The 21,343-nt window shown below is 42.9% G+C and carries 33 protein-coding genes; 32 read left to right on the top strand and 1 reads right to left on the bottom strand.

The window, feature by feature from the left end; translation table 11 throughout:
- The first annotated feature begins 14 nt into the window (after positions 1-14).
- The 28 genes from WAO38_RS01080 (at position 15) to WAO38_RS00945 (ending at position 17,824) form a co-directional block, all read left to right on the top strand.
- Complete coding sequence (locus tag WAO38_RS01080) at positions 15-218, top strand: hypothetical protein (RefSeq protein WP_422233506.1); 204 nt, start codon at positions 15-17, stop codon at positions 216-218.
- A gap of 242 nt (positions 219-460) precedes the next feature.
- Positions 461-691, top strand: a complete 231-nt coding sequence (locus WAO38_RS01075; RefSeq protein WP_422233504.1) for a hypothetical protein — start codon at positions 461-463, stop codon at positions 689-691.
- The gene (locus tag WAO38_RS01070) at positions 675-2,078 is read left to right on the top strand and encodes a phage portal protein (RefSeq protein ID WP_422233502.1); all 1,404 of its coding nucleotides are present in this window, start codon (positions 675-677) and stop codon (positions 2,076-2,078) included. The genes WAO38_RS01075 and WAO38_RS01070 overlap by 17 nt, the downstream gene beginning before the upstream one ends.
- Positions 2,071-4,017, top strand: coding sequence for a Mu-like prophage major head subunit gpT family protein (locus WAO38_RS01065; RefSeq protein WP_422233500.1), 1,947 nt, complete (start codon positions 2,071-2,073; stop codon positions 4,015-4,017). The genes WAO38_RS01070 and WAO38_RS01065 overlap by 8 nt, the downstream gene beginning before the upstream one ends.
- 10 nt (positions 4,018-4,027) lie before the next feature.
- Positions 4,028-4,369 (top strand): capsid cement protein, encoded by a 342-nt coding sequence (locus tag WAO38_RS01060; RefSeq protein ID WP_422233499.1) that lies wholly within the window; start codon positions 4,028-4,030, stop codon positions 4,367-4,369.
- Between the two features lie 11 nt (positions 4,370-4,380).
- A complete protein-coding gene (locus WAO38_RS01055) occupies positions 4,381-4,653 on the top strand; it encodes a hypothetical protein (protein ID WP_422233497.1) in 273 nt (90 codons plus the stop codon).
- A 2-nt stretch (positions 4,654-4,655) separates the two neighbouring features.
- Positions 4,656-4,964: a head-tail joining protein gene (locus WAO38_RS01050; RefSeq protein ID WP_422233495.1), complete on the top strand. Its 309-nt coding sequence runs from the start codon at positions 4,656-4,658 to the stop codon at positions 4,962-4,964.
- A complete protein-coding gene (locus WAO38_RS01045) occupies positions 4,961-5,374 on the top strand; it encodes a hypothetical protein (protein ID WP_422233493.1) in 414 nt (137 codons plus the stop codon). Before WAO38_RS01050 ends, WAO38_RS01045 begins: the two co-directional genes overlap by 4 nt.
- Entirely contained in the window at positions 5,371-5,901 is a 531-nt protein-coding gene (locus WAO38_RS01040) for a phage baseplate assembly protein V (RefSeq protein ID WP_422233492.1), read from the top strand. The genes WAO38_RS01045 and WAO38_RS01040 overlap by 4 nt, the downstream gene beginning before the upstream one ends.
- Positions 5,898-6,173 carry a GPW/gp25 family protein gene (locus tag WAO38_RS01035; protein WP_422233490.1) on the top strand — a complete coding sequence of 92 codons (276 nt, stop codon included), beginning with the start codon at positions 5,898-5,900 and terminating at the stop codon, positions 6,171-6,173. The genes WAO38_RS01040 and WAO38_RS01035 overlap by 4 nt, the downstream gene beginning before the upstream one ends.
- Before the next feature lie 152 nt (positions 6,174-6,325).
- Positions 6,326-7,240, top strand: coding sequence for a baseplate J/gp47 family protein (locus tag WAO38_RS01030; protein WP_422233489.1), 915 nt, complete (start codon positions 6,326-6,328; stop codon positions 7,238-7,240).
- Positions 7,233-7,799: a phage tail protein gene (locus WAO38_RS01025; RefSeq protein WP_422233487.1), complete on the top strand. Its 567-nt coding sequence runs from the start codon at positions 7,233-7,235 to the stop codon at positions 7,797-7,799. The genes WAO38_RS01030 and WAO38_RS01025 overlap by 8 nt, the downstream gene beginning before the upstream one ends.
- Positions 7,799-8,608: a hypothetical protein gene (locus tag WAO38_RS01020; protein ID WP_422233485.1), complete on the top strand. Its 810-nt coding sequence runs from the start codon at positions 7,799-7,801 to the stop codon at positions 8,606-8,608. Before WAO38_RS01025 ends, WAO38_RS01020 begins: the two co-directional genes overlap by 1 nt.
- Positions 8,608-9,123 (top strand): hypothetical protein, encoded by a 516-nt coding sequence (locus tag WAO38_RS01015; RefSeq protein ID WP_422233483.1) that lies wholly within the window; start codon positions 8,608-8,610, stop codon positions 9,121-9,123. The genes WAO38_RS01020 and WAO38_RS01015 overlap by 1 nt, the downstream gene beginning before the upstream one ends.
- A 252-nt stretch (positions 9,124-9,375) precedes the next feature.
- A complete protein-coding gene (locus tag WAO38_RS01010; protein ID WP_422233481.1) occupies positions 9,376-10,470 on the top strand; it encodes a hypothetical protein in 1,095 nt (364 codons plus the stop codon).
- A gap of 10 nt (positions 10,471-10,480) precedes the next feature.
- Positions 10,481-10,975: a phage major tail tube protein gene (locus tag WAO38_RS01005; protein ID WP_422233479.1), complete on the top strand. Its 495-nt coding sequence runs from the start codon at positions 10,481-10,483 to the stop codon at positions 10,973-10,975.
- Between the two features lie 15 nt (positions 10,976-10,990).
- Positions 10,991-11,263, top strand: coding sequence for a phage tail assembly protein (locus WAO38_RS01000; RefSeq protein WP_422233477.1), 273 nt, complete (start codon positions 10,991-10,993; stop codon positions 11,261-11,263).
- Between the two features lie 135 nt (positions 11,264-11,398).
- Positions 11,399-13,303 (top strand): phage tail tape measure protein, encoded by a 1,905-nt coding sequence (locus WAO38_RS00995; RefSeq protein WP_422233476.1) that lies wholly within the window; start codon positions 11,399-11,401, stop codon positions 13,301-13,303.
- Positions 13,300-13,683 (top strand): phage tail protein, encoded by a 384-nt coding sequence (locus WAO38_RS00990; protein ID WP_422233474.1) that lies wholly within the window; start codon positions 13,300-13,302, stop codon positions 13,681-13,683. Before WAO38_RS00995 ends, WAO38_RS00990 begins: the two co-directional genes overlap by 4 nt.
- Positions 13,680-13,880, top strand: coding sequence for a tail protein X (locus WAO38_RS00985; protein WP_422233472.1), 201 nt, complete (start codon positions 13,680-13,682; stop codon positions 13,878-13,880). Before WAO38_RS00990 ends, WAO38_RS00985 begins: the two co-directional genes overlap by 4 nt.
- A complete protein-coding gene (locus tag WAO38_RS00980; protein ID WP_422233470.1) occupies positions 13,874-14,818 on the top strand; it encodes a phage late control D family protein in 945 nt (314 codons plus the stop codon). The genes WAO38_RS00985 and WAO38_RS00980 overlap by 7 nt, the downstream gene beginning before the upstream one ends.
- A gap of 9 nt (positions 14,819-14,827) precedes the next feature.
- The gene (locus WAO38_RS00975; RefSeq protein ID WP_422233469.1) at positions 14,828-15,178 is read left to right on the top strand and encodes a hypothetical protein; all 351 of its coding nucleotides are present in this window, start codon (positions 14,828-14,830) and stop codon (positions 15,176-15,178) included.
- Positions 15,175-15,450, top strand: a complete 276-nt coding sequence (locus tag WAO38_RS00970) for a hypothetical protein (RefSeq protein ID WP_422233467.1) — start codon at positions 15,175-15,177, stop codon at positions 15,448-15,450. Before WAO38_RS00975 ends, WAO38_RS00970 begins: the two co-directional genes overlap by 4 nt.
- A gap of 1 nt (position 15,451) precedes the next feature.
- The gene (locus WAO38_RS00965) at positions 15,452-16,033 is read left to right on the top strand and encodes a hypothetical protein (RefSeq protein ID WP_422233465.1); all 582 of its coding nucleotides are present in this window, start codon (positions 15,452-15,454) and stop codon (positions 16,031-16,033) included.
- An 11-nt stretch (positions 16,034-16,044) separates the two neighbouring features.
- Positions 16,045-16,356, top strand: coding sequence for a hypothetical protein (locus WAO38_RS00960; protein ID WP_422233463.1), 312 nt, complete (start codon positions 16,045-16,047; stop codon positions 16,354-16,356).
- Positions 16,298-16,534 carry a hypothetical protein gene (locus WAO38_RS00955; RefSeq protein ID WP_422233461.1) on the top strand — a complete coding sequence of 79 codons (237 nt, stop codon included), beginning with the start codon at positions 16,298-16,300 and terminating at the stop codon, positions 16,532-16,534. Before WAO38_RS00960 ends, WAO38_RS00955 begins: the two co-directional genes overlap by 59 nt.
- Positions 16,531-16,914 carry a DUF6527 family protein gene (locus WAO38_RS00950; protein WP_422233460.1) on the top strand — a complete coding sequence of 128 codons (384 nt, stop codon included), beginning with the start codon at positions 16,531-16,533 and terminating at the stop codon, positions 16,912-16,914. The genes WAO38_RS00955 and WAO38_RS00950 overlap by 4 nt, the downstream gene beginning before the upstream one ends.
- A 103-nt stretch (positions 16,915-17,017) precedes the next feature.
- Positions 17,018-17,824, top strand: coding sequence for a DNA adenine methylase (locus tag WAO38_RS00945; protein ID WP_422233458.1), 807 nt, complete (start codon positions 17,018-17,020; stop codon positions 17,822-17,824).
- A 7-nt stretch (positions 17,825-17,831) separates the two neighbouring features.
- Here WAO38_RS00945 and WAO38_RS00940 read toward each other — a convergent pair whose 3' ends face one another.
- Positions 17,832-18,902, bottom strand: coding sequence for a tyrosine-type recombinase/integrase (locus tag WAO38_RS00940; RefSeq protein WP_422233456.1), 1,071 nt, complete (start codon positions 18,900-18,902; stop codon positions 17,832-17,834).
- Positions 18,903-19,484: 582 nt separating this feature from the next.
- On the opposite strand from WAO38_RS00940, the gene WAO38_RS00935 reads away from it, so the two are divergent.
- The 4 genes from WAO38_RS00935 (at position 19,485) to WAO38_RS00920 (ending at position 21,149) form a co-directional block, all read left to right on the top strand.
- Positions 19,485-20,279: a BON domain-containing protein gene (locus WAO38_RS00935; RefSeq protein ID WP_422233454.1), complete on the top strand. Its 795-nt coding sequence runs from the start codon at positions 19,485-19,487 to the stop codon at positions 20,277-20,279.
- A 19-nt stretch (positions 20,280-20,298) separates the two neighbouring features.
- A complete protein-coding gene (locus WAO38_RS00930; RefSeq protein WP_324791718.1) occupies positions 20,299-20,448 on the top strand; it encodes a lmo0937 family membrane protein in 150 nt (49 codons plus the stop codon).
- A gap of 111 nt (positions 20,449-20,559) precedes the next feature.
- Complete coding sequence (locus WAO38_RS00925) at positions 20,560-20,760, top strand: hypothetical protein (RefSeq protein WP_422233453.1); 201 nt, start codon at positions 20,560-20,562, stop codon at positions 20,758-20,760.
- A 23-nt stretch (positions 20,761-20,783) separates the two neighbouring features.
- Positions 20,784-21,149 carry a hypothetical protein gene (locus WAO38_RS00920; protein ID WP_422233452.1) on the top strand — a complete coding sequence of 122 codons (366 nt, stop codon included), beginning with the start codon at positions 20,784-20,786 and terminating at the stop codon, positions 21,147-21,149.
- Positions 21,150-21,343: the final 194 nt, after the last annotated feature.

The following is a 21,343-nucleotide window of genomic DNA, read 5'->3' as shown; positions in this document are numbered from 1 at the left end:
TTGGAGGGATGAAAATGCATAATTTTTGGGATGGAAGAGAGAATATCAATAAACGACCATCGGTTGAGCGCAGAACAGAACGTGTAATTCATTGGTGTATGGAAAAATACTCGATCGGAATAGGGCCTGCAATCGAAAAAATCATGAAAGAAAACCTCTATGATGACATTTTAAAAGAACTTTCGGAGATTTATCCCGACATTGCAACCGCTTCATAACCGTAAAAAAGCCTAAATTATCCAAAAAATACCTAAATTTATACAAATTTTGCAAACTTTTCTAGCCGTTTTTTCGGCTATTTTGCTGTCAAGGTTAAAAAACTAAACTTTTAACCTCCTATTTTGCGAACTTTTATGGTACTAGCTGAAAAAACAAAAAAAGTTTAGGTCTAAGTTTTTTGGCCTAAACTAATTTTTTCCATTTTACTAAACTGCCACCATACTTTTAGAAAGGTTTGGTTTTGGCACAAACACTCGGGCAACAACTTGACGCTGTACAAACTGCTATCACTGCAGTCGAAAGTTCACAGAGCTATAAATTTGATGGCCGTGAGCTTACCAGAGCCGATCTTTCTACACTTTACAAACGAGAGGATGCTTTAATCTCTAAAATTGAGATTCATGGTCGCAACTACTCCCCAGGACAAAATACTACACCGATGAAAACGAGAGCTCATGTCCAATTTTCTTAAAAAGTTTTTTTCTTTTGGAAAAGTGGAGCGTGGGTTCTATGAGGGCGGTAAACGTACCGGGACCAATCAGGATTTTTGGAATGCGAATAGCAATTTTGAGAATACTGCCTCTCCTGACCGTGATACGATGCGTGCTCGTGCTCGTTGGCTTCATGAGAACAATGCGATCATGGCCAACATCGATGCAACTATCGTCCGCAATAGTGTAGGCAATGGGTTCACTTTTCAATCTAAGAGTGGTAAAGAAAACATTGATAAACAAATAGAGTCTTTATGGGCTGAGTTTATCAAGCCTAAAAACTGTGATGTCACCGGCCGTCAACATTTTGGAGGGATCCAGCAGCTTATTCTTTCTCAACGAATGTGTGATGGTGAAATCGTTATTAAAAAACACCTCTCTAAAAACAAAAGTAATCCTTTCCAAATTCAGCTTATTGAAGCGGATCGGTTTGATACCTCCTATCGTGTTCGCGTAGACAATTCAAATATTCTAAACAGCGTAGATGGTATCGAGCTGGATACGATGGGTGCTCCTCAAAATTATGTTTTTAGAGATGGGCTTATGAGCAACGTCAAGGTCCCGGCATCTGAAGTCATTCACTATTTTAAAATGGGGAACCGTGCTACTCAGTACCGTGGGTTATCAGAGTACAAACAAGCTATTGTCGATCTTCGTAACTTCGCAGGATATCAAACCTCTACTCTGAAATCAGCTCGCGCTCGATCGAGTGTGGCCTATGCTATTGAGACGAATAACGTTCAAGGTCATATGGCGTCTATGCTTCAAAGTGGATCAAGCAAAGACAGCGATCAAATCTATGACATCAACGGCGTAATGGTCCAATATCTCAATCAAGGTGAAAAACTCCATCAGTATGATCCGGCTGTAAAAGGTGCGGAATACGGTGAGTTTGTTCGCGCGTGTGTTCGCCTCATCGCCACGGCTCGACAGATCAGCTATGAACTCGCATTTCGTGATTACTCTCAGGTTAATTTTTCCAGCGCACGTGCCTCATTCATTCAGGACCATAAGCGGTTCAGTAATGAACAGTGGCATATGGTGACGTATGTTCTCAATCCGCTGTTTGAATCATGGCTCGATGCGAACGTAATGGCCGGTAATATCAAAGGGCTAGGGGTAAGTGCCTATTTCATAAACAAATCTGATTTTTGTCAGCCTCGCTGGGTGGCTCCTGCCCGTGAGTGGGTTGATCCGCTCAAAGATATCAATGCAATCCAAAAAGAGATCGACATGGGTATTACAACGATTGAGGAAGTAGCTGCTGCACGCGGTAAAGATTTAGAAGACGTTATCGCGTCAAGAGTAAAAATAAACAAGATGCTCAAAGATGCAGGAATTTTAACAAAGGAGGAAGCAAATGCCTAAAAAAATGAGCGCTGAAAAGCTATTGGAAAATAGTGATTTTGTGCGAGCACAGATTGAGCCAGGTTCAGTTAATTCAGATGAGCGTCGGGTTGCAATTTTAGTCTCTACCGAAACCCCAGTTCGTCGTTATGACTGGTACAGCGGTCAGTATTACGAAGAGGTGCTGCTACATGGTGAGGAGAACGTAGATCTAACCAGAGCCTCTACGGCAAAGCTTCGCTGGATGCATGGAAGCGGGCAATACGGTGAACTCCCTATTGGGAAACTCGAAAATGTGACACTCACAAATCGCCAACTTCGCGCTGAAGCGGTGTTCTCTCTTGCCAACCCAGACGCGGATATGTTTTGGCGTATGGTTGAAGAGGGGACTCTTACCGAGATTTCGGTCGGAGGGTCAAAACAAGAGAACCGTGTTACTGAGAGAGATGGAAGCATCGCTCTCGTAGAAGTAACCCGCTGGGCATTTCATGAAGCGTCGCTTGTGGATATAGGTGCCGATCCGAGTGCCGGAATCGGTCGAAGTGAAAATCAAAAAAAAGGGGAAACTGTGAACGAACAATTGGAAGCGTTACGACGCCAACTCGAAGAAATGACAAAACAAGGTGCGGATAGTGCCGCAATCGAGCGTAAAAATCAAGAGATCCAAGTGGCAATGACTGCGCTTGCTGATGAAAATAAAGAGCTCAAGCGCGTAGCCGGTATCCGTGATCTCGTAGCTGCTAAACCAGGCGTGATGGCTGATGATGAAGTAAACCGTTTCATCGGTGATAAAACAAAAAATGCGGATGATTTAGCTCGCGCTATGCTCGATGCAGCTACATCAACTCAAACAGAGGTGCCTTTCCAGCGCGGTGAAGATACACCTCAAGTATATGTAATCGGTCAACAAAATCGTGGTGACTTGATACGTGCTATCGGTGACAGTCTCATTATGCGTGCAGGGCTAAATGTAGCTGATGTTCATAAAGATGTTGATATGTTCCGTGGTGCATCAATGATCGAAATCGCTCGCATGGTAACAGGCTATAGCGGATATGACAAAAACGAAACGATCAAACGGGCCATGAGCACGAGTGATTTTCCAACACTGCTTGGAAATGTAGCTAATCGTGTCCTATCTCAAGCGTATGACGAAGAGATGGGAACATTTGATGCGTGGACAACTGCGGTTGATGTCGCTGATTTTAAAACCCGTACAGAGGTAAGCCTTGATCGTTTCGGTGGTCGATTACGTAAACTCACTGAGACTGGAGAGAAGAAAAACAAAGAGACTAAAGAGAGCGCAGAGCAATGGCGTCTATTTAGCTTCGGTGAAAAAATCCGCATTACTCGTGAAATGCTGATCAATGATGATCTTGGGGCATTTGAGGGAATTATCCTCGGATTTGGTCAAATGGCAAAACGCACCGCAAATGGACAAGTTTATGACTTGTTACAGGGTAAGGGCGATTTTGCAAATTATTTGATGGGTGACGGTAAAGCTGTTTTCCATGCAGATCATACGAACTACACGGCAACCGGAACAGCTCTTAGCATTGATGCGTTAAGCGTTGCACGTACATCAGTACGTCGCCAAAAAGATGCTTCTAATGTTGCGCTGAACATTGCGCCAAAGTTTTTGATTGTTTCACCTGAAAAAGAGACGTTGGCTCGTCAGTTGATCACCAGTGAAGCGGCACTCGGTCAAACAAATCCGGGCGTTGTAAATCCATTCCGGAACTCTATGGATATTATCGTTGAGTCTGAATTGTCTGCTGCTCCATGGTATCTCGCCGCTGCACGTCGTACTCTCAAAGTAGGGTATCTCCAAGGTACAAATCGTCGTCCAATTGTCAATGAAAAAAGCCGTGATCTTAGCGGTGTCGAGTATGAGTGTGTGTTTGATTTCGGTGTATTCGCTGAAGATTACCGCGGTCTTTACAAAAATAACGGTCAATAAGGAGTAACTAATGGCAAAAGAAGCAACACAATATCAAGAGGGTGATGTAATCGATTATACCTGTCCGGGCGCGATCGATGTAGGTGATGTGGTACCTCTTGGTACCGACATGATTGGGATTGCAATGAGCAGCGGGTTAACCGGTGAGGTTATCGGACTGGCAATCGAAGAGGTCTATGAGATCAATGCAACTACAGCGGATGTAATCGCTATCGGTGGGCTAGTATATTTCAATGCTACTACCCGTGCGATTACCACTACGGCAACATCTAATACTCGTGCAGGTCGTGCAGTAAGCGCAAAAGCAGCGGCAACGGCCGGTACTGTTTTTGTAAAAATCAACGTAGCATAAGGGGGGATGTGATGTTTGTAAAACTTCATCGCAATGAAACCTATCGCGGAGCCAGTCATCAAGAGGGGGACGTCATCGAAGTGGGTGACGATCTCGGAGGGCGTATGATCTTATCTGGGACGGCAAGCAAGGCAACAAAGCCCACGGATGCAGTCACTGCTGAGTCAATCGATGCAATGCCTTATAAGGCTATGAAAAAGCTCATAACTGAGTTAGGTATTGAGACGGCAGATACAAAAATGCCAACCTATTCGGCAGCGCTTAAAGCGCACTACGGGGTATAACGATGTTTAAAGAGCAGCTGCAAAAAGATTTAGACGTGTTTTTAAACGCGACTGAGTTTGGGACGGCTGCTCTTTATAACGGGGTAGCGATCGTTGTTGATTTTAGAAGCTCCAGTGATGTGGTGTTTGATCGTGGAAATATTCACGATGTCAGCGGTTCTGTCCCTGCATGTTTTTGCAAAGAAAGTGATATCCAAGGTATAGAAAATAGAGACCCGATTACGATCGATGGCGCTATTTTTTATGTTTTAGATTCTGATCCATCATCAGGTGGGATACAAAAAATTTATTTAAGTAAGGATAGACCGTGAGTAAACGTCAAACGATTATCGATGCCATTGTCACACGTCTATCTGCGCTAAAAGTATCAGACGGAATCGTTCGCGTAGATGAGTGGATCGTTCATAAACTCAATGAAAAAGAGATGCCGGCAATCGTTGTGCGCGATGTGAGCTCAAAAGTGGATTCATCGGGTGGATCTTTAACTCACTCACTTTCTATTGAGATTGATATTTTAGTTACTGAAAGCACAACAACCATGACACGCCTACGTCAAATAATGTCAAGCGTATTGACCGCCATCGGTGCTGAGGGAGATGATCTGCTCGAGTATCGAGCCTATGAGGGTGATGATATTTTGGCAGAACATCAAGATCACTTTTATGGTGGTGCGAGAATGAAATTCAGTGTGGATTATTCCACAGTTGCATGGGCGATATGATGATAGATAACCTTATCCAAATTGGAACTATTGTCGGAGTCGATACCGCGAACCGTGCCTTGGTCCGCGTGCAGCTTGATGAGCGTGTGACTGATTGGTTTCCATATTTAATGATATCAAATTCTCATATCAAGGTTTGGACACCTCCAAAAGTCGGTGAGCAGGTGATTGTATTGTCTCCGTATGGTGAAGGGGATGATGGAGTAGTCATTGGTTCGATTTTTAACGTTGACCTCAAAGAGCCAACATGGGCGAATGATCACACATCTGGGATCGAGTTTTCAGACGGTACCGTGATCACCTACGACACGACCGCTAAAGCCCTCACAATCGATGCAAGCGGAAGCGTTGCTATCACAGCACCATCAGGGATAACAGTTACGGCAGACACTTCGATAACTGGCAACGTCACCATTACGGGGAATCTAACGGTAAGCGGCACGATCACTGATGAAAAAGGTTCTCTATCCTCTCACGTCCATAGCGGCGTTATGGCTGGACCATCCAATACGGGAGTGCGACCATGAATTTAGCACAGCGTATCACCCGTATTTTGACAACCCGAATCGGTGAGCGTGTCGGTATGCCGACGTATGGATCAGAGCTTTACCGTTTACGTGATCGGGCTTTGACCCAAGAAAACAAACTTCTTTTTGCCAAATATTGCAAAGAGGCGATTGAGAAGTGGGAAAGCGTGAAGGTAACCAAAGTCGAGCTCAAAAATGTCAATGCGGTTAATGGGTTATTTTCATTCTCACTGACTCTCAATAATGGCGAAACCATCATGGGGGCTGCGTAATGTTAATACCTCCAATGTGCGAAGTCAAAACGTTCGCTGAAATCGTTGCGGACTTGGTAGCTATTCATCAGATGCGTATCCCTACTTATGTGCCTAATGAGTCAGATGAGACAATGCCTATTATTGAAACATTTGCATATCGAGAAATGCTTTTGCGAAACCATTTTAATGCTCAGATCGCCGGGAGTTTTTGGCAAACGGCTACTGGGGATGATCTTGATTTTGTGGCATCTTTTTTTGGTGTTTTTCGATCGAAAGGTTCAAAACCCACAGCTACTGTCAAATTCACGCTTAACACCGTTTTGACATATGACTATATTCTTGACGCAGGGTTAGAGATCGTCAATAGTGATGGGAGTATGTCATTGCTTTTGAGTGCGGTGACTATCCCATTGGGAAGTTTAACCGCCAATGGAATTGCAGAACTACAAGCGTATTTGAGCACCAGTGATGCAACCATTACGGCCACGTTAAATCCAAAACCCTATCTTGGAAGCATAGAGTCAATCACAGCCTATGCAGGTGGCAGCGATCAAGAGAGCGATGAATCAGTAAGAGAACAGATCTCACTCTCTTTTGAGGATCAGACGACAGCAGGCAGCGCAAATAGCTACAAACTCCATGCCCTCAAATCTGATGCCAGGATTGATGACATCAATGTTTTTAGCTCAACTGCAGGGACTGTGGATGTTATCGTCCACTCTCTAAGCGGTGTGGATGCGACGATGCTTTCTCGGGTAATAGCGGCCACATCAGGTGAGACGGTTCGCCCTCTTACTGATACAGTCCTCGTGCGTGCCGCATCGGTCATCAACTACTCGGTCAACGCTGTGTTAAAAATCTCAGAAAGCAGTGATACGGCCACTACGCTCAATGAGGCGAATGTACGTTTGGCACAACGCCTAGCGGCTGTAAAAATCGGGGACAACGTGACCGTTGGAGCTATCATCTCTGCTCTTTCTGTAGATGGAGTACTCGATGTGACGCTTAGTGATCCAGTAGCAACAGTTGTCGTAACCCGTGAGCAAGTCGCGGTACCAACTGCATTGGTGGTGTCCGTTGCCTAGTCTATTACCGGCTCACTACAGCGAGCGTGAGCATAACCTAGATCATATCAGTGAAGAGGTGAGAACCCGTATCGCGGCATCAATCTGGAATGCTCCACTGCTTGACCCGATGCGATGTGATGCGCGGTTTCTTCCGGCTCTTGGGAAATTCTACGGTATCGAGTACTGGTGGGATGATCTTACCGTAGCCGAACAACGTGAATTTATCATGCGGATGCCACTAGTTAAAAAGCGACGAGGAACTCTTTGGGCGGTTCGTCAGGTTATCAATGTCATCGATATCGGTGCAAAAGTAATCGAGGGGAACTTTTCAAATCTACGAAATGGAGCCACCTCACGAAATGGACTTACCCAACATGGATATATATCGTTTTGGGCTGAGTTTGTAGTTTTAGCCAGTAGAGCGATGAACAACACAAAAGCCATCCAAATGCGTCGTTTGATTGAGAGTGTTGCACCTGTGCGCTCACGGCTCATCCGTATTGATTATAGGAATGTAGCAGTAAAACACGACGGAACAACATATAGAAATGCAAACTACAATAGAGGAGGCGCGTAATGGCAGATTTAGCCGAAACAGAAACATATGTAGCTGGTATTTACCAGCTTGAAATAACCGATCCGGTAATCGGTGGACCGGATGGAATTGACAACCTACAGGCAAAGCAGTTGGCGAATCGTACCAATTGGCTGAAGGCTAAAATAGACAGTATTTTAAGCATGAGTTTTATTCATACTGCAGTAGCTGAAAATCCTGGCGATACGGATGAGTTTGGGTATTGGGATAGCCTTACGCTATCTCTTAGAAAAGTTACACTTACAAATTTAAAAACTGTACTTTTTGGGTCGGCAACATTAACTGGAACACCTACAGCTCCAACAGCACCAGACGGTACAAATACTTTGCAACTAGCAACTACTGCATTTGTTCAAGGTCCAAAAGTTGGTACAGTTACAAACAACTCTGCCCCCGCTGGTTATATCGGGGAGTATATTTCATCTACTATCCCAGCAGGTTCACCGGCAGCATTACCAAATAATTTGGGCGTAAACATTACTTCTATTTCTCTACCAGCTGGGGATTGGGATGTTCGCGGAATTGTACTATTTACAGGAGCTGCTACTATTGGGATGGTATTCGCAGATATCAATATCTCTTCGGCTGCAAGATCTTCCGAGGCAATCGCTACTCCGATGTTTAATGCTTCATATAACTCTGCTACTTATGGTCCTCTTTCATTATCAATACCTACAAAAAGAGTATCACTAGCGGCTACTACAACGGTATATCTAGTGGCATTTTCTAACTATAGCGCAGGCACTGCATTTTCGGCTTTTGGATCAATTTCAGCAAGGAGAGTACGATAATGAAATATGCAGTTTTAAATTTAGAAGGTGTTATTACAGAGGTTTGTGAAAATACAAATATTCCAAATGGAGCTATTGAAATAACAGACATAGAATATGAAAATATTTTAAATGGCGGAGTATGGGAAATAGTACTTGGGGCAGTAACTCATATTCCCAATGTCCTTAAAACTATTGCAGAGCTAAAGACTAAAAAACTCTCAACAATCAAGACCGATTATGAAAATGCAGTGAAAGTCATGACCGGAAATACCGATCCGGCTGAGATGGCATCATGGACGAAACAAGAGCAGGAAGCACGTGCGTGGATTGCTGATAATGCAGTGATCACTCCTATCATCGATAACTTAATCATCGGTCGTGCTATGGGTGAGAGTAAAGCGGATCTCGTTGTGAAGATCATCACCAAAGCGGATGCATATACGGTGGCGTATGCTCAGGTGCTCGGCGCCTATCATGCGAAGCAAAAAGCAATCGAAGTGGCAAAAACTGTCATGGAGGTTGAGGCGATATGAAACGCTTTTTCTTAAATCTCCTCCGCTTAGATAGAAACATTAACGCGGATATATTTAACGGGAACCGAAAAGAAACGATGAGTGGAAGAATGGGGCGTAAAGAGGTCGAAGGTAAAAAAGGATGGAGGCTGTGGGTTTGCAGATGCTTGTCTTTTATCGATCCTAGACCGGGCGATCACTGTATCGAGTCAATAGAAAAGGATCAATAATGACTAAAAAATACGTGTTATCAAAAATTAAGGGGGTAACGTTATGAATTTTGGAATTAATGGAACTATCAGCGTAAATGCTGCGCGTCCGATCACGGTGGAGTCATCCACTCCGATCGCGATCGTAGCTACAACGGATGTAGGTACGCTTGGGTTACAGTTTTTTGGAAATGCTGAGTTAGCGCTCGCTGCATTTACCGGATCAACACTGGGGACACTTAAAAATGCCCTTTTGGCTATCAATGCTCAGGGTGTACGTTGCCCGATCATTATCAATGCGGTAGCGAATACGGCGTTAGAAGCAGACATCATTATCGCAATCAATGCGCTTACTACTGCGGAAGCCATCACCGGCTATCGTCCTGATCTTATCATTTGTCCTGAACACTCAGGGACGAGCACTGTCGGGTTGGCTATGGATGCTATCGCCTCTCGTCTTTGGGCGACGGCTATCGTCGATGTTGTGGCAACAACTGAGCCGTTAGCAGTGACTTATGGGGCTAATTTTGGAAGCAGATTTGTTCTATTGGTAGGGCCTACTACGGTTACTCTTGGTGGCATCGCTATGGCTTCATCTGCTGCATGGGCTGGGCTTATTGCCGCTACTGATGCAAGCAATCCTTTTGGATGGGCTGAGAGTTCATCTAACCGTGTTGTTAAATCAGTGAGTGCCACAAATCGAATTATCGATTATGCTGATGGTCAAGATTCAGAGGCACGTCGTTTACGTAATAACGGCATTTGTTCTATCGTTCGCGATGTCGGCTGGCGTTCATACGGTTTTGAGACAACCGATATTGACCCCGTTTGGGCACCGCTCAACCGTGTACGTTCTTTTTACAAAATGATCCGGGCAATGATGCTGGCTTCCAAGTGGGCGCGTGATCGTCAAGCTGATGAGCTCGTGTATGTTCGTCAATCCGTAGTCGAGTTTATGAACGGACTCAAAGGTGCTGGGGTTGTACTTGGGTTTGAGGCGTTTTTTGATCCGGTCCTGAATACAAAAGCTACCGTTACCAATGGGCAGTTTTTCCTAACGGTTGAAGTTCAAGACATGCCAACGATTCGTGAGCTCAATATCGAGCTTGTTTACGTAGATAATTACAGCGATGTTCTTTTGAACATTATCAACGGGTAAGGGGTAAATTATGGCAACACGTCAAATATTCACTGATATGAATATCCTAGTGGATGGTATCGGAAACGTTGGAGTTAGCAAAAGCTGTGAACTCCCAAAAATCGAGTATCAAACCATCGAGCGAGAAGGTGCGATAGCGATGGAAGAGGTGCTCCCTCTGATCAAAGCCATGAGCGCGAAGATCGTCCTCAATGAGTTCAACCCTATTTCTTTTACTGCAGCGAGCAATCTGTTCGGTAACGGCACGCTCATCATCTGTAAGGGTTCAATGGTTCAGGACGGAAAAGCTGTCCCTGTACTGGCAACGCTTGGCGGTTATGTGAAAGTTATCGAAAGTCCATTCCCTGAGAAAGGTAAAGAGGTAGAACTAACGATGGAGATTGCGGTCTCTTCGTATGCGTTGTTGATAAACAATGTGCCTGTAGTGATGATCGATGTCAAAAATCTCGTGTGTGTTATCGGCGGTGTGGATCTGTATGCTGATCTACGTGCTCACATTTTGTAAAAAAAAGGAAAAACGATGCCAAAAAATGAAATAACTTCTACAGAAGAAAATAATGTCACGGAAGAACGTCTAGATAGTGTAATAGTAAAACTACACGATGGGAAAGAAGTCAAGATGCGTCGTCCAAAAGGACGAGATATGATCGCCTCTGGTGTAACTACAAACCCCGCGATGCAAGAGGCGATTATGATTTCAAATCTCTGCATGATGACACCTCAAGAAGTTGAAGATCTTGACGGTGACGATTTCATGTTGTTAGTCAAAGAACGTGAGCGTTTTTTGAAATAAGCCGGCAGGATTGTATTACTGCCATAGCTATGGTGGGGCATTGGCTTCACTTTAGCTATTCGGACATGATCGAAATGGATTTAGAACTTTTGCTGTCTTTTGTAGATGAAGCTAAAGAATTAAGGGAGAGAGAAAATGGATAAGACATTAACACTTGGTATTTTACTAACTGCCAAAGATGCATTTAGTCCTGTATTCTCATCGTTTAAAAGCTCTTTAGGGAACATGACCAAAAGCAGTAAAGATTTCAGCACGGCAATAGCAGGAATCGGTACCGGATTAAAAGGGGTGCAGTTAGCAACTCAAGGTGGTGCTCAAGAGGTTATCAAATCCTTCGTCGATTTGGAAGAGGCGCAGACACAGCTTAAAAATACGCTTATGAAAAGCGATGGAAGCGTAAGCCCTTTTTTCAAGTCGATCAATCAAGAGGCCATAACATTAGGGAATAAACTACCAGGGACAACCGCTGACTTTTTACAGATGGCAGCATCAATGAAAGCCCTTGGGGTTGAAGAACAGAGTATTGTTAAAGGAGGGCTAAAATCAGCGGCATATCTCGGGGCAGTACTCAAAATTCCATATCAGGAAGCAGCAGAAGCCACGGCAAAGTTTAAACAAGCCATGGGGATAGCTGATGCTGAACTCCTTCCATTCATCGATGACATCCAACGTCTATCTCACATGGGGGTTAAAGTCGGAGAGATGAGCTTTGCGTTCTCAAAAATCGGGGCGACCATGAAGGGGCTTGGAATGAGTGGGCTCAAAGCCGCACGTGATGTTGAACCTCTGATAGGGCTATTGATAAAATCAGGATTTAGCGGAGAGACAGTAGGTACAAACCTTGGGAATATCATTGAAAAAGCAGTTGGATTTAGTGGCAATAAAGATCTAAACGACATGGGAATCAAGCTGAATTTTAATGATGAAAAAGGAAAGTTCAAGGGTACCGAAAACATGATTAAAGAGATGGAGAAACTTAAAGCCATCAAAAGTGACTCGGCACGTCTTGGAATCATGCAAGCAATCTTCGGGTCAGGTGAAGGTTCAACGATGGCAAATGTTCTGATCAATGAAGGGGCTGAGGGAGTAGCACGATTTAATCGCAATATGGCGGTACAAGCTGACATCAATAAACGTGCTGCCGCATCAGGGGCAACACTGGGGGCAATGTGGGAAGCAATGACGGGAACATTTACCAATTTTCTCGCATTGGTTGGAGAGAGCTTCGCGCCTGAAATGAAATCACTTACTAATGCGTTTTCAGATATTGCCGGCGGGCTTTCTGCTATGTCAGAAAAGCATCCTATGTTTGCTAAGTTTATCGGTGCGATTGTAATCGGTGTCCCGGTTGTTGCCGGGGTTCTTGGAACTCTAGGAATCGCCGTGGGTGCGCTTACCACTTCATTGGGATTTTTAGGGATCACTTCAATGCTAGCTTTTGGATGGGTAATCGGCGGTGTAGCTCTTGTCGCTGGAGCGGCATATTTAATAGTGTCAAGCTGGGGACCAATTAAAGGTTTTTTTAGTGGATTATGGGGCGGCATACAATCCATTGCCATGTCTACATGGGGAGTATTAAAAACGCTCTTTGGATGGACCCCTCTAGGAATGATTGTCAATAATTGGACACCTATCGTTGGGGTATTCAAATCAATTATTGGGATGATCACAAAGCCTTTTGGTGAGTTTTTTGCATGGATAGAATCAAAGTTTAATTTTGTATCCAACAAAATTCAGGGAATAGGCTCTTTTTTTGGCATCAGCGGACCAGCACCTATTCCTACGCAAGCACTAGGGGTAAAGTCTCCTGTGGCAAATAATCGTATCAACGGAATAGCAAACAGCACTAATCCGCGTATTGCTGCTGTGAGAGCTGTACCATCGCGTTCGGCTGCAAATACATCAGTAACCGTCAACATATCTAATCCAAATTTTGCATCAAAAGAACACGCTGCAGCAACACAAAAACAGCTCGATGAGCAAGTTCGTAAAGCTTTGGCTAGACATTCAAATGATAAAAAAGATAGGAGCTATTCATGAGTGGAACTATGGCGATGCTTGATACTTTTATCTTTAGCCTTTCCAAGACTGATTTCGATCATCTGAGCCGAACGCGTAACTATAACTTTGCTGAAATACAAAAAGCCCAAGATCATGCAGGGCTTCAAAGCTTGGGTAAAGATGTGGAAGAAATTACGATTAGCGGAAGTGTCACGACATTGCGTTCCGGTATTGATCCGCTGGAGGAACTTTATGCCATCGCGGATAAAAAAGATGCGGTGAGTTTTATCCTCGGGTATGGGAAGGTGCTCGGTGATTTCTCGATTACAAAAATCAGTGAAGATATGGAGTTATTTTTGGATGATGGGCGTCATGTCAAAGTCGGCTTTAGTATCGATTTGAAAAAGGTTTACTCATGAGACATACGATAGCTACACAGGGCGATAGACTCGATCAGATTATCTATGCGGCATATAAAACGCTTGATGTTATGAATGAAGTAATGATGGCAAATTCACATCTTATGAATAAGACTATTCTCAGCGATGGTGATATCGTCTATCTTCCAAAAATCACCGTAGCCGCACCTATCCAAAATGGGGTGAGCTTATGGTGAAGTTTCCTGATTTCAAGATCATAGCCAACGATAAGGACGTGACAGAGAGCTTGCGTCCTCATCTTGTCAGTATCGATTATACCGATGACATCGACGATGAGGCTGATGGTTTCACTATTCGATTCCAAGGGGATAACTTCAAGCCTCCATTGTTTGGTGATTCGCTGAAAGTATGGCTTGGATATGTAGGGGATCTTTGGTATATCGGCTCTTTTTCTGTTTTGAAGTCACGTATAGAATTTGAGACACTCGAGGTAGAAGTCACGGCAACGCCTGTCAATTTTGGAAGCGATATCAAAGAGAAACGGACTATGGCGTATGAGCATACAACCCTCGACCATATACTTCATACAATCGCGGCACGGTATAAATTAGGGGTAAAAAACAGCTTCCCAAAACGTGCCTATAAGCATAAAAGCCAAACAGATCAAAGTGATTTAGACTTTATGCAGCGATTGGCAAAAGAGAGCGGAGCAACGTTCGCCATAAAAAACAATACGATCATCTTTTGCCCAAAAAATGGAAGTGATGGGGACAAAGAACTCCCTACTTTTACGATTGATGCAAAGAATACAAAAGGGCTTTGGGTTGAGACGCTTGATAAAACAGCATACGGATCATGCGTAGCCTCATGGCATAGTACAAAAGAGAATAAAACCAAGAGCGTAACTGTGGGCAAAGGGAAGCCCGTATTACATATCAAGAGCCGCTTTAAAGATGAAAGTGATGCTCGTATGAAAGCATTGGCCAGACTGGACGAATCACGGCGCGGTGAAGCGCGTGGGGGCTTTGAGTATGAAGGAATAAATATCATAGCCGGTGCAAAAGTATTACTGTCCAATCTTCCCCCAGGATGGATTTCATCATTTGGAATCAAGCAGGTACGTCACTCATGGGGTGATGGGGGATATAAAGTAAATATTGAAATTGAAAATTAGGAGAGCGTAATGGATGTATTAATACAAATTTTCTTAGCAGCCGTCACGATCATCGCTGTTTTTGCAGTTATGCGGTATCAAACAGCAGAAACAAAAAAGAATTTGGCAGAGTATCAAGTATCCAATGGGCATACGATTGAGGCTATCGAAAAAATAGTTGAGGCAAATGGTAAAGCGATTGTCGCCTTGGAAACAAATCAGCAGCACAACATCACTGCTAAAGAGGTGCGGGAACAATATATTTCGCGTGAATTGTTCGAGATGCAAGTTAAACATATCGATCATCGCTTTAACAATATCGATACGACCTTGGGAAACATTTTAGCGGCAGTTCAAAACAAAAACGGAGGTAGAGAATGAAAAAAGAGTTTAAGCGTATGTGGTTCGTCATGGTTGTGACGATTATTTTAATAAGTGTGTTTATCAGTGGGGTATATGAAAGTTTGCCGCCAGTGATTCAACTCGTGTTGTCCAAATTATTGCTTGTAACGGCTGGAGTGATAGCGGCGCATATTTTGCGTAAGTTTTTATTCCCGCCAATCGTATGGACTGACGATAATAATTGGCAGCTTACTGTTGCCGTGGTCGCTTTTTATATGATTATCATCTACTGCTTTGCAATGGGTGGGTGAGATGAAACTTATCGTACTTTTTTTCATATCTATGACACTGTATGCAGGATCAATGCAGCGGTGTCAATCGTATGTTCAAGAAGTACGCAAAGCACATTCCTCGCAGTTTGGGGTTGACTATCCGTACCAGTACGGGGTCGGTCAGCTCGTGCAAGAGTCGGGGTGTCGTAATGTAATTTCGTATGATGGGGTAGGCTCAGAGGGTCTGCCTCAGATAACGTACCGTCTTTGGCAAAAACCACTCAAGGCAAAAGGGGTTAATAGCATCAAAGCAATCCCCGATCAGCTCAAAGCTCAGGCGATCATTATGAAGTCGGTCTATAAGCCTAAATATGGTTTATGGGTGACGTATCAGGTCTATAACGGTGGTGGGTTGGTTATCAAAGAGATCAATCGTGCCGGAGGTGAGAACTGGGTAAAAGCAAGGGAAAACTGCAAGCGCGGTCAAAGTTGCTTTACCTATCCATCAGGGAAAAAAGAGTGTGTCTCGAACTGCGAGATCAATTATGACTATTCAGTCCAAGTTTATAAATATGGAGAGAAATATGCGTCTATCAGAAGTAGCAAGTTTCGGTATTGGTAAGGTGGTAAATAATGTTTGATTGGCTTAAAACGTATCTCATCGGGATACTTGTTACCCTATTGGTCGTATCTATCGCCTCCAATGGTGCACTGTGGTACATGAATGACTCCAAGCAAGAGGAGATCAATAAACTTAATGTCAATATCGGGGTAACTGCTGCACTCTCCCAACAACAACAAGTGAAGGTTGTAGAGTCCAAAGTGATCGAAGAAAAGATCCACGTTATCACGAATGATAAATTAAAAACGGTAAAGGAATACGTCTATGACCAAAATAAGTCTGATTGTGACAATGGCATTGCTATCATGCGCGGTGTTTTTTAGCGGGTGCACAAAAACAATTTATCTTCCATGCAAAGCAGAAGAACCGATGCGAACGTATCATAAAAACTGCGGCGGTGAAAACAATGTGACGGCATTTGCTCAATGTGCTTCCGAGAAACATATCCAGCTCGAAGGCGATTATGAGATATTGCTCACGCGGTTTCGGAGTTGTAAGTGAAAGCAATACCCATAAAATTAATAAATCAGGAGTGGGTGCAGGTATCCGTTGAAGAAGCTACTCACGTTGAGTTAATATTTCCATTGAATATTGAAGTTACTATCCCGACAGACCCTCCATATACTTATTACCCATTACGCAAACGTATCATCCCCATACAACTGAGTGGAAGCCGAGCTGAAACATCAAATTGGTCTTGGAACGGTGATACTGAGCGACCCACTCTTAAACCGAGCATCTTGACTGAGTTCCGCTATGCGGGAGTACCGTATCGTTGTCACAGTTTTGTAAATGATGGAGTTGTTCAATTTTTAAGTGATTGTTCGCATGAATTGGTGGGGCAAACTGTTGAATTGGTAGAGGTTACAGAGGTTTTATAAATAACTGTAGGCCCACAGCACCCGGTGAAGACTGCTGCGGTATTGGATTATCTCCGATATCTTATTCTAGCTGTGAAAATATGTCACGGTGCAAAGGAATTATATGCAGCGACTTCAAGCACCTTTCGGGTGGATAGGTGGAAAATCCCAACTGGCTGATGATATTATCGATATGATGCCGGAACATCGGCTCTATGTCGAAGTATTTGGCGGTGCTCTCAATGTACTCTATCGGAAGAGGGCTCCGATGTCTCCCAAAAAAGCGGAAGTGGTAAACGATGTTAATGGGGAACTCGTAAACCTTCACCGATCAATCAGAACCAATCCGCAATCACTATCGATGTATCTGAGCCGGCTATTGGTGAGCCGTGATATTTTCGATGATATCGTGCATAAGCGGATCAAGCCGACGAACAACATAGAACGTGCCGCTTTTTACTATTACTCTCTCACTCAGAGCTTCGGCGCAAAAGGGAGCAACTTCGCAATGTCTGCCAAAAATGGCCGACCTAAAGATCTACACAAAAATTTCCATGTTTGGACACGACGGCTTCGGTATGTCACAATCGAGAACATGAGCTTCGATAAACTCATCCTCACGTATGATGCTCCAGACGCTTTTTTTTACTGCGACCCGCCATACGTTGACACCGAAAGCTATTATCAGAACACGGGAGGGTTTGGTGAGGTTGAGCATCGATTACTAGCTGATATGCTGCACAATATAAAAGGGAAGTTTCTACTGAGCTACAATGACTGCGACCTGGTGCGAGAGCTTTACTCGGATATGGTGATACGATCGAGCAGGGAGATTGATTATACATTGGGGGGAGGGCATCAAAAGAAATCTGTTCGGGAGGTTTTTATCTCGAATTATACAGATGAGAGCGTAAAGGGGGTGTTATTTTGAGGAGAAATTAATCTTCCTCATTTCCGCTGATTGTGTCCATCATGTTTGATGCTATCCTTGAACCTTTAATATAGTTCATTGTTAGGTACTTATTAATCGTTGTAGCATCATTGTGCCCAAGCGCACCGCTCATGTGTATTGCATCGATTCCATTCTCAGCCATTGCCGAAACCATAATGTTTCTCAGGTAATGGAGAGAGAACCAATCTCCTATACTTTTCCGGATCATTAATACTTGTTTATACCCACCTGTAATCTTCCCTCCGGTTCTTGGAGATGTAAAGACATATCCATGGTCAGGCATAAATTCCATAAGGGCGATTTTTACATTCGGCGGCAAGAATATTTTTTGTTCCTCTCCATTTTTTGTATCTCTTAGAATGTATATGTCATGGGCTAGGTCTACATCCTCGGCACGAAGATTGATTATTTCACCTCTACGTCTTCCCTGAATTGCTAAAAGAAAAAATGCCCTAAAGAATGGGTCTTTTTCGTATCGCTCCATGATATGATTATGGGCAACCTTCAACCGCTCCGATGCATTAGATACAATCTTTTTGGTTTTGGTATATTTGATCTTAACATCCTCGCAAGGGTTATGATACATTATGCGATTAGCTCGTGCTATCCGAAAGGCTGGAGATAGTATTTCAATAGCTTGCTTGGCTGTGCGTGCGGCATATCCTTTTTTTATGAGAGCATCAACTAAGGTCTGAATATGATCCGGCATAATTGAGGAAATCTTTTTATTGCCCAACTTTGGCTTTACATTGTTATCATAAAACGCTTTCCTATCACGCTTATAATTGCCTTCATCGAGTGTTAATAGATATTTTTGCACCATATAATCTACAGTAGCGTCAGAGCTTATCCCTTGCTCTATTTTCTCTTTTATCGCTAAAAACTCTTTTTTGGCAACCATTAATCGGTCACGTTTTGATAAGTCCTTATTTGAGAGGTCTATGATTCCTCGATGTTGTTTTTTTTCAAACTCGAATCGATACCAAAATCGATCATAGCCATCGTTGGCCTTTAGGTTTTGCATTACAGGGTTGTCAAATTGTTCTTTAGGTGGCATATCATATCTTTCAGGTGACGGCTTTGGTGACGGCTTCTGAATGAATGATACTATAATTTTAGTGAATGTGAGTGAAAGTAGGCAAGTGTTTAAGGGCGTGCAGTGAGGGATAGTGAAGGGTGGTTATGATAGATAAAACGACTCATAACGGGGTTGTCGCAGGTTCAAATCCTGCTTGACCCACCACCTTTAAACCTCCTAAAATACAAACTTTCAAAAGATTTTAGAATCATTCTGTTTAAGTTGTATATTATCTCCATATCGTACAAAGCGCTCTTTCTTGCAACATCCTATCACTATTTATTATTGACTACAGTAATATCCATCAGAAGGGATAAATGATAGATTAAAGTATTAAATAAAATTATAAAATTAAATATTTTTATTTATAGATACTGTGTTACAATGTTAATAAATAATTAGGTATATGTAGAATACACTCGTAAGGAATCGTGTTCGATCATTGTTATAAATCCTAAGCGTATGGTGTTATGGAAACATTAGCTAGCCCTGTATAAACGGTATTTTGCAATAGAATGAGTAGCTCTCTGGATAGGTCTTAAATAACATGAAAGAACTACTATGTATATCGTTAAAAAAATCTCCAATCAAAGCTTTAATAATAAAATGAATCCCCCTAAAGAGATTCACTCTACTGCAATGAATATTGCGATGGCAGCAGCTGTTTTAGTTGCGACGGCTGTTCCTTTGTTTGCATCGGCAACAGACGATAAGATTGAATCATCGTTTAAAAAAAGTTATGTGTATAAAACCTATCTTAAGGACGAGCACATTGCTATTAAGTCTAAAGACGGAGCGGTTACTTTATCCGGTGATGTCTTGGACGAAGCACATAAACCGATGGCACAAGACACTGTCGAAGCGCTGCCGGGGGTCAAAAGTGTTGACAATAATATCGTCATTAAAAACGATAAGTCCGATACATGGCTTAAGATGAAAATTGAAACAGCACTTTTGTTTCACAGCAATGTAAGAGCCAGTAAAACAGAAGTATCGGTAAAAAATGGAGTTGTAACCCTCAAAGGTAAAGCACAAAGTCAAGCCCAAAAAGAACTTACTACTGAATACGTAAAAGATGTTGAAGGGGTAAAAGAGGTAAAGAATGAAATGACAATGGCAAAACCTGATGCTACTTTAGGTGAAAAAATAGATGATGCATCTATTACCGCACAGGTGAAAATGACATTGATGATGCATAAATCTACCGGGGCTGTCCGAACCGGTGTTAGCACGAATAACGGGGTAGTCACACTGAGCGGTCAAGCTAAAAACGATGCTGAACGTGATCTGGTGACAAAGCTTGCCGAAGATGTTGAGGGTGTCAATAAAGTAGTCAATAAAATGAGTGTTGAGTAATACACAAAAGGAGACTGATATGCTGTGGACAATAGCCGTAATCTTATTGGTTTTATGGGCGTTAGGTTTGGTTAGCAGTTACACATTAGGTGGATTTATCCACCTGTTGCTTGTGGTAGCCATCATTGTTGTTCTTATTCGAGTGATTCAGGGACGACGACCGCTCTAATGAGTGGAATAAGGAGATATTCTGAGTGATAAAGCACTGTACCAGCAAAAAAAAGAGGCAGAGGTCGCGATCTGGAAATCAGATATACTAAAGCTCAAAGCAAAAGCATCTATGGCAAGTGCCGATGCACAGATTGAACTGAATAAAAGTATTGATGCACTAGAAAAGAAAATTGATGAGGGGAAAGTCAAGCTCTCCAATTTGATAAAAGCAACAGACGATATGTACGAATCCATGAAAAACGAAGTTGAATCCAGCTGGGATTCAATGAAAACAGCTTTTAGCGACATGGCTTCAAAGTTTAGAAATTAGATTGAAAAATAAAAGGAAATGAAATGAAAAATTTAAAAATAGCAGCTGTAAGCACTTTCGTCATGATCGCACTATCCGGATGTGCAGACAAAGCACCTACGACAGCCGATTTTATGCGTATGCATGCTACTGAGAACAAAGAAATAAGTCTCGATCAAAAACAGATGGCAAAAGACTGGGACAAAGGGGTTGCGCTCAAAGAATCTGGCGCTAAATTGGTCAAACATGGTGAAGATCTTGTGAAATCGGGTGATAAAGATATGACTACCGGTAAAAATGAGATTGTACAGGGAAACAAAGATATCGAGGAAGGATCACGTCTTATGGCAGCGAGTAAGCAGGAGTTTAAGGAAACGTATCCAAATCAAAAACTCGAACTAAAGAAATGATCTATCATTAACAATGCGGCAGTAAAATGTCGCATGAAAACAAATTAAAGGAAAACACATGCATTTCTCAAAAGTTATCTTATCGGTAGCATTAAGTATTACCCTGTTTGCCCAGGTTTCATGGGCACAAATGGCTTCAACAGAGGCTGTTTTAGTCCAGCCTGTTGCGGTTTCGTCCCACGTAAAAGTGAGTC

This window comes from Sulfuricurvum sp., assembly GCF_049277495.1.
In the GTDB taxonomy this organism is placed as follows: Bacteria; Campylobacterota; Campylobacteria; order Campylobacterales; family Sulfurimonadaceae; genus Sulfuricurvum.
Note: the sequence above shows the minus strand (reverse complement) of the source record. Positions and strands in the feature narration are given on the sequence as shown.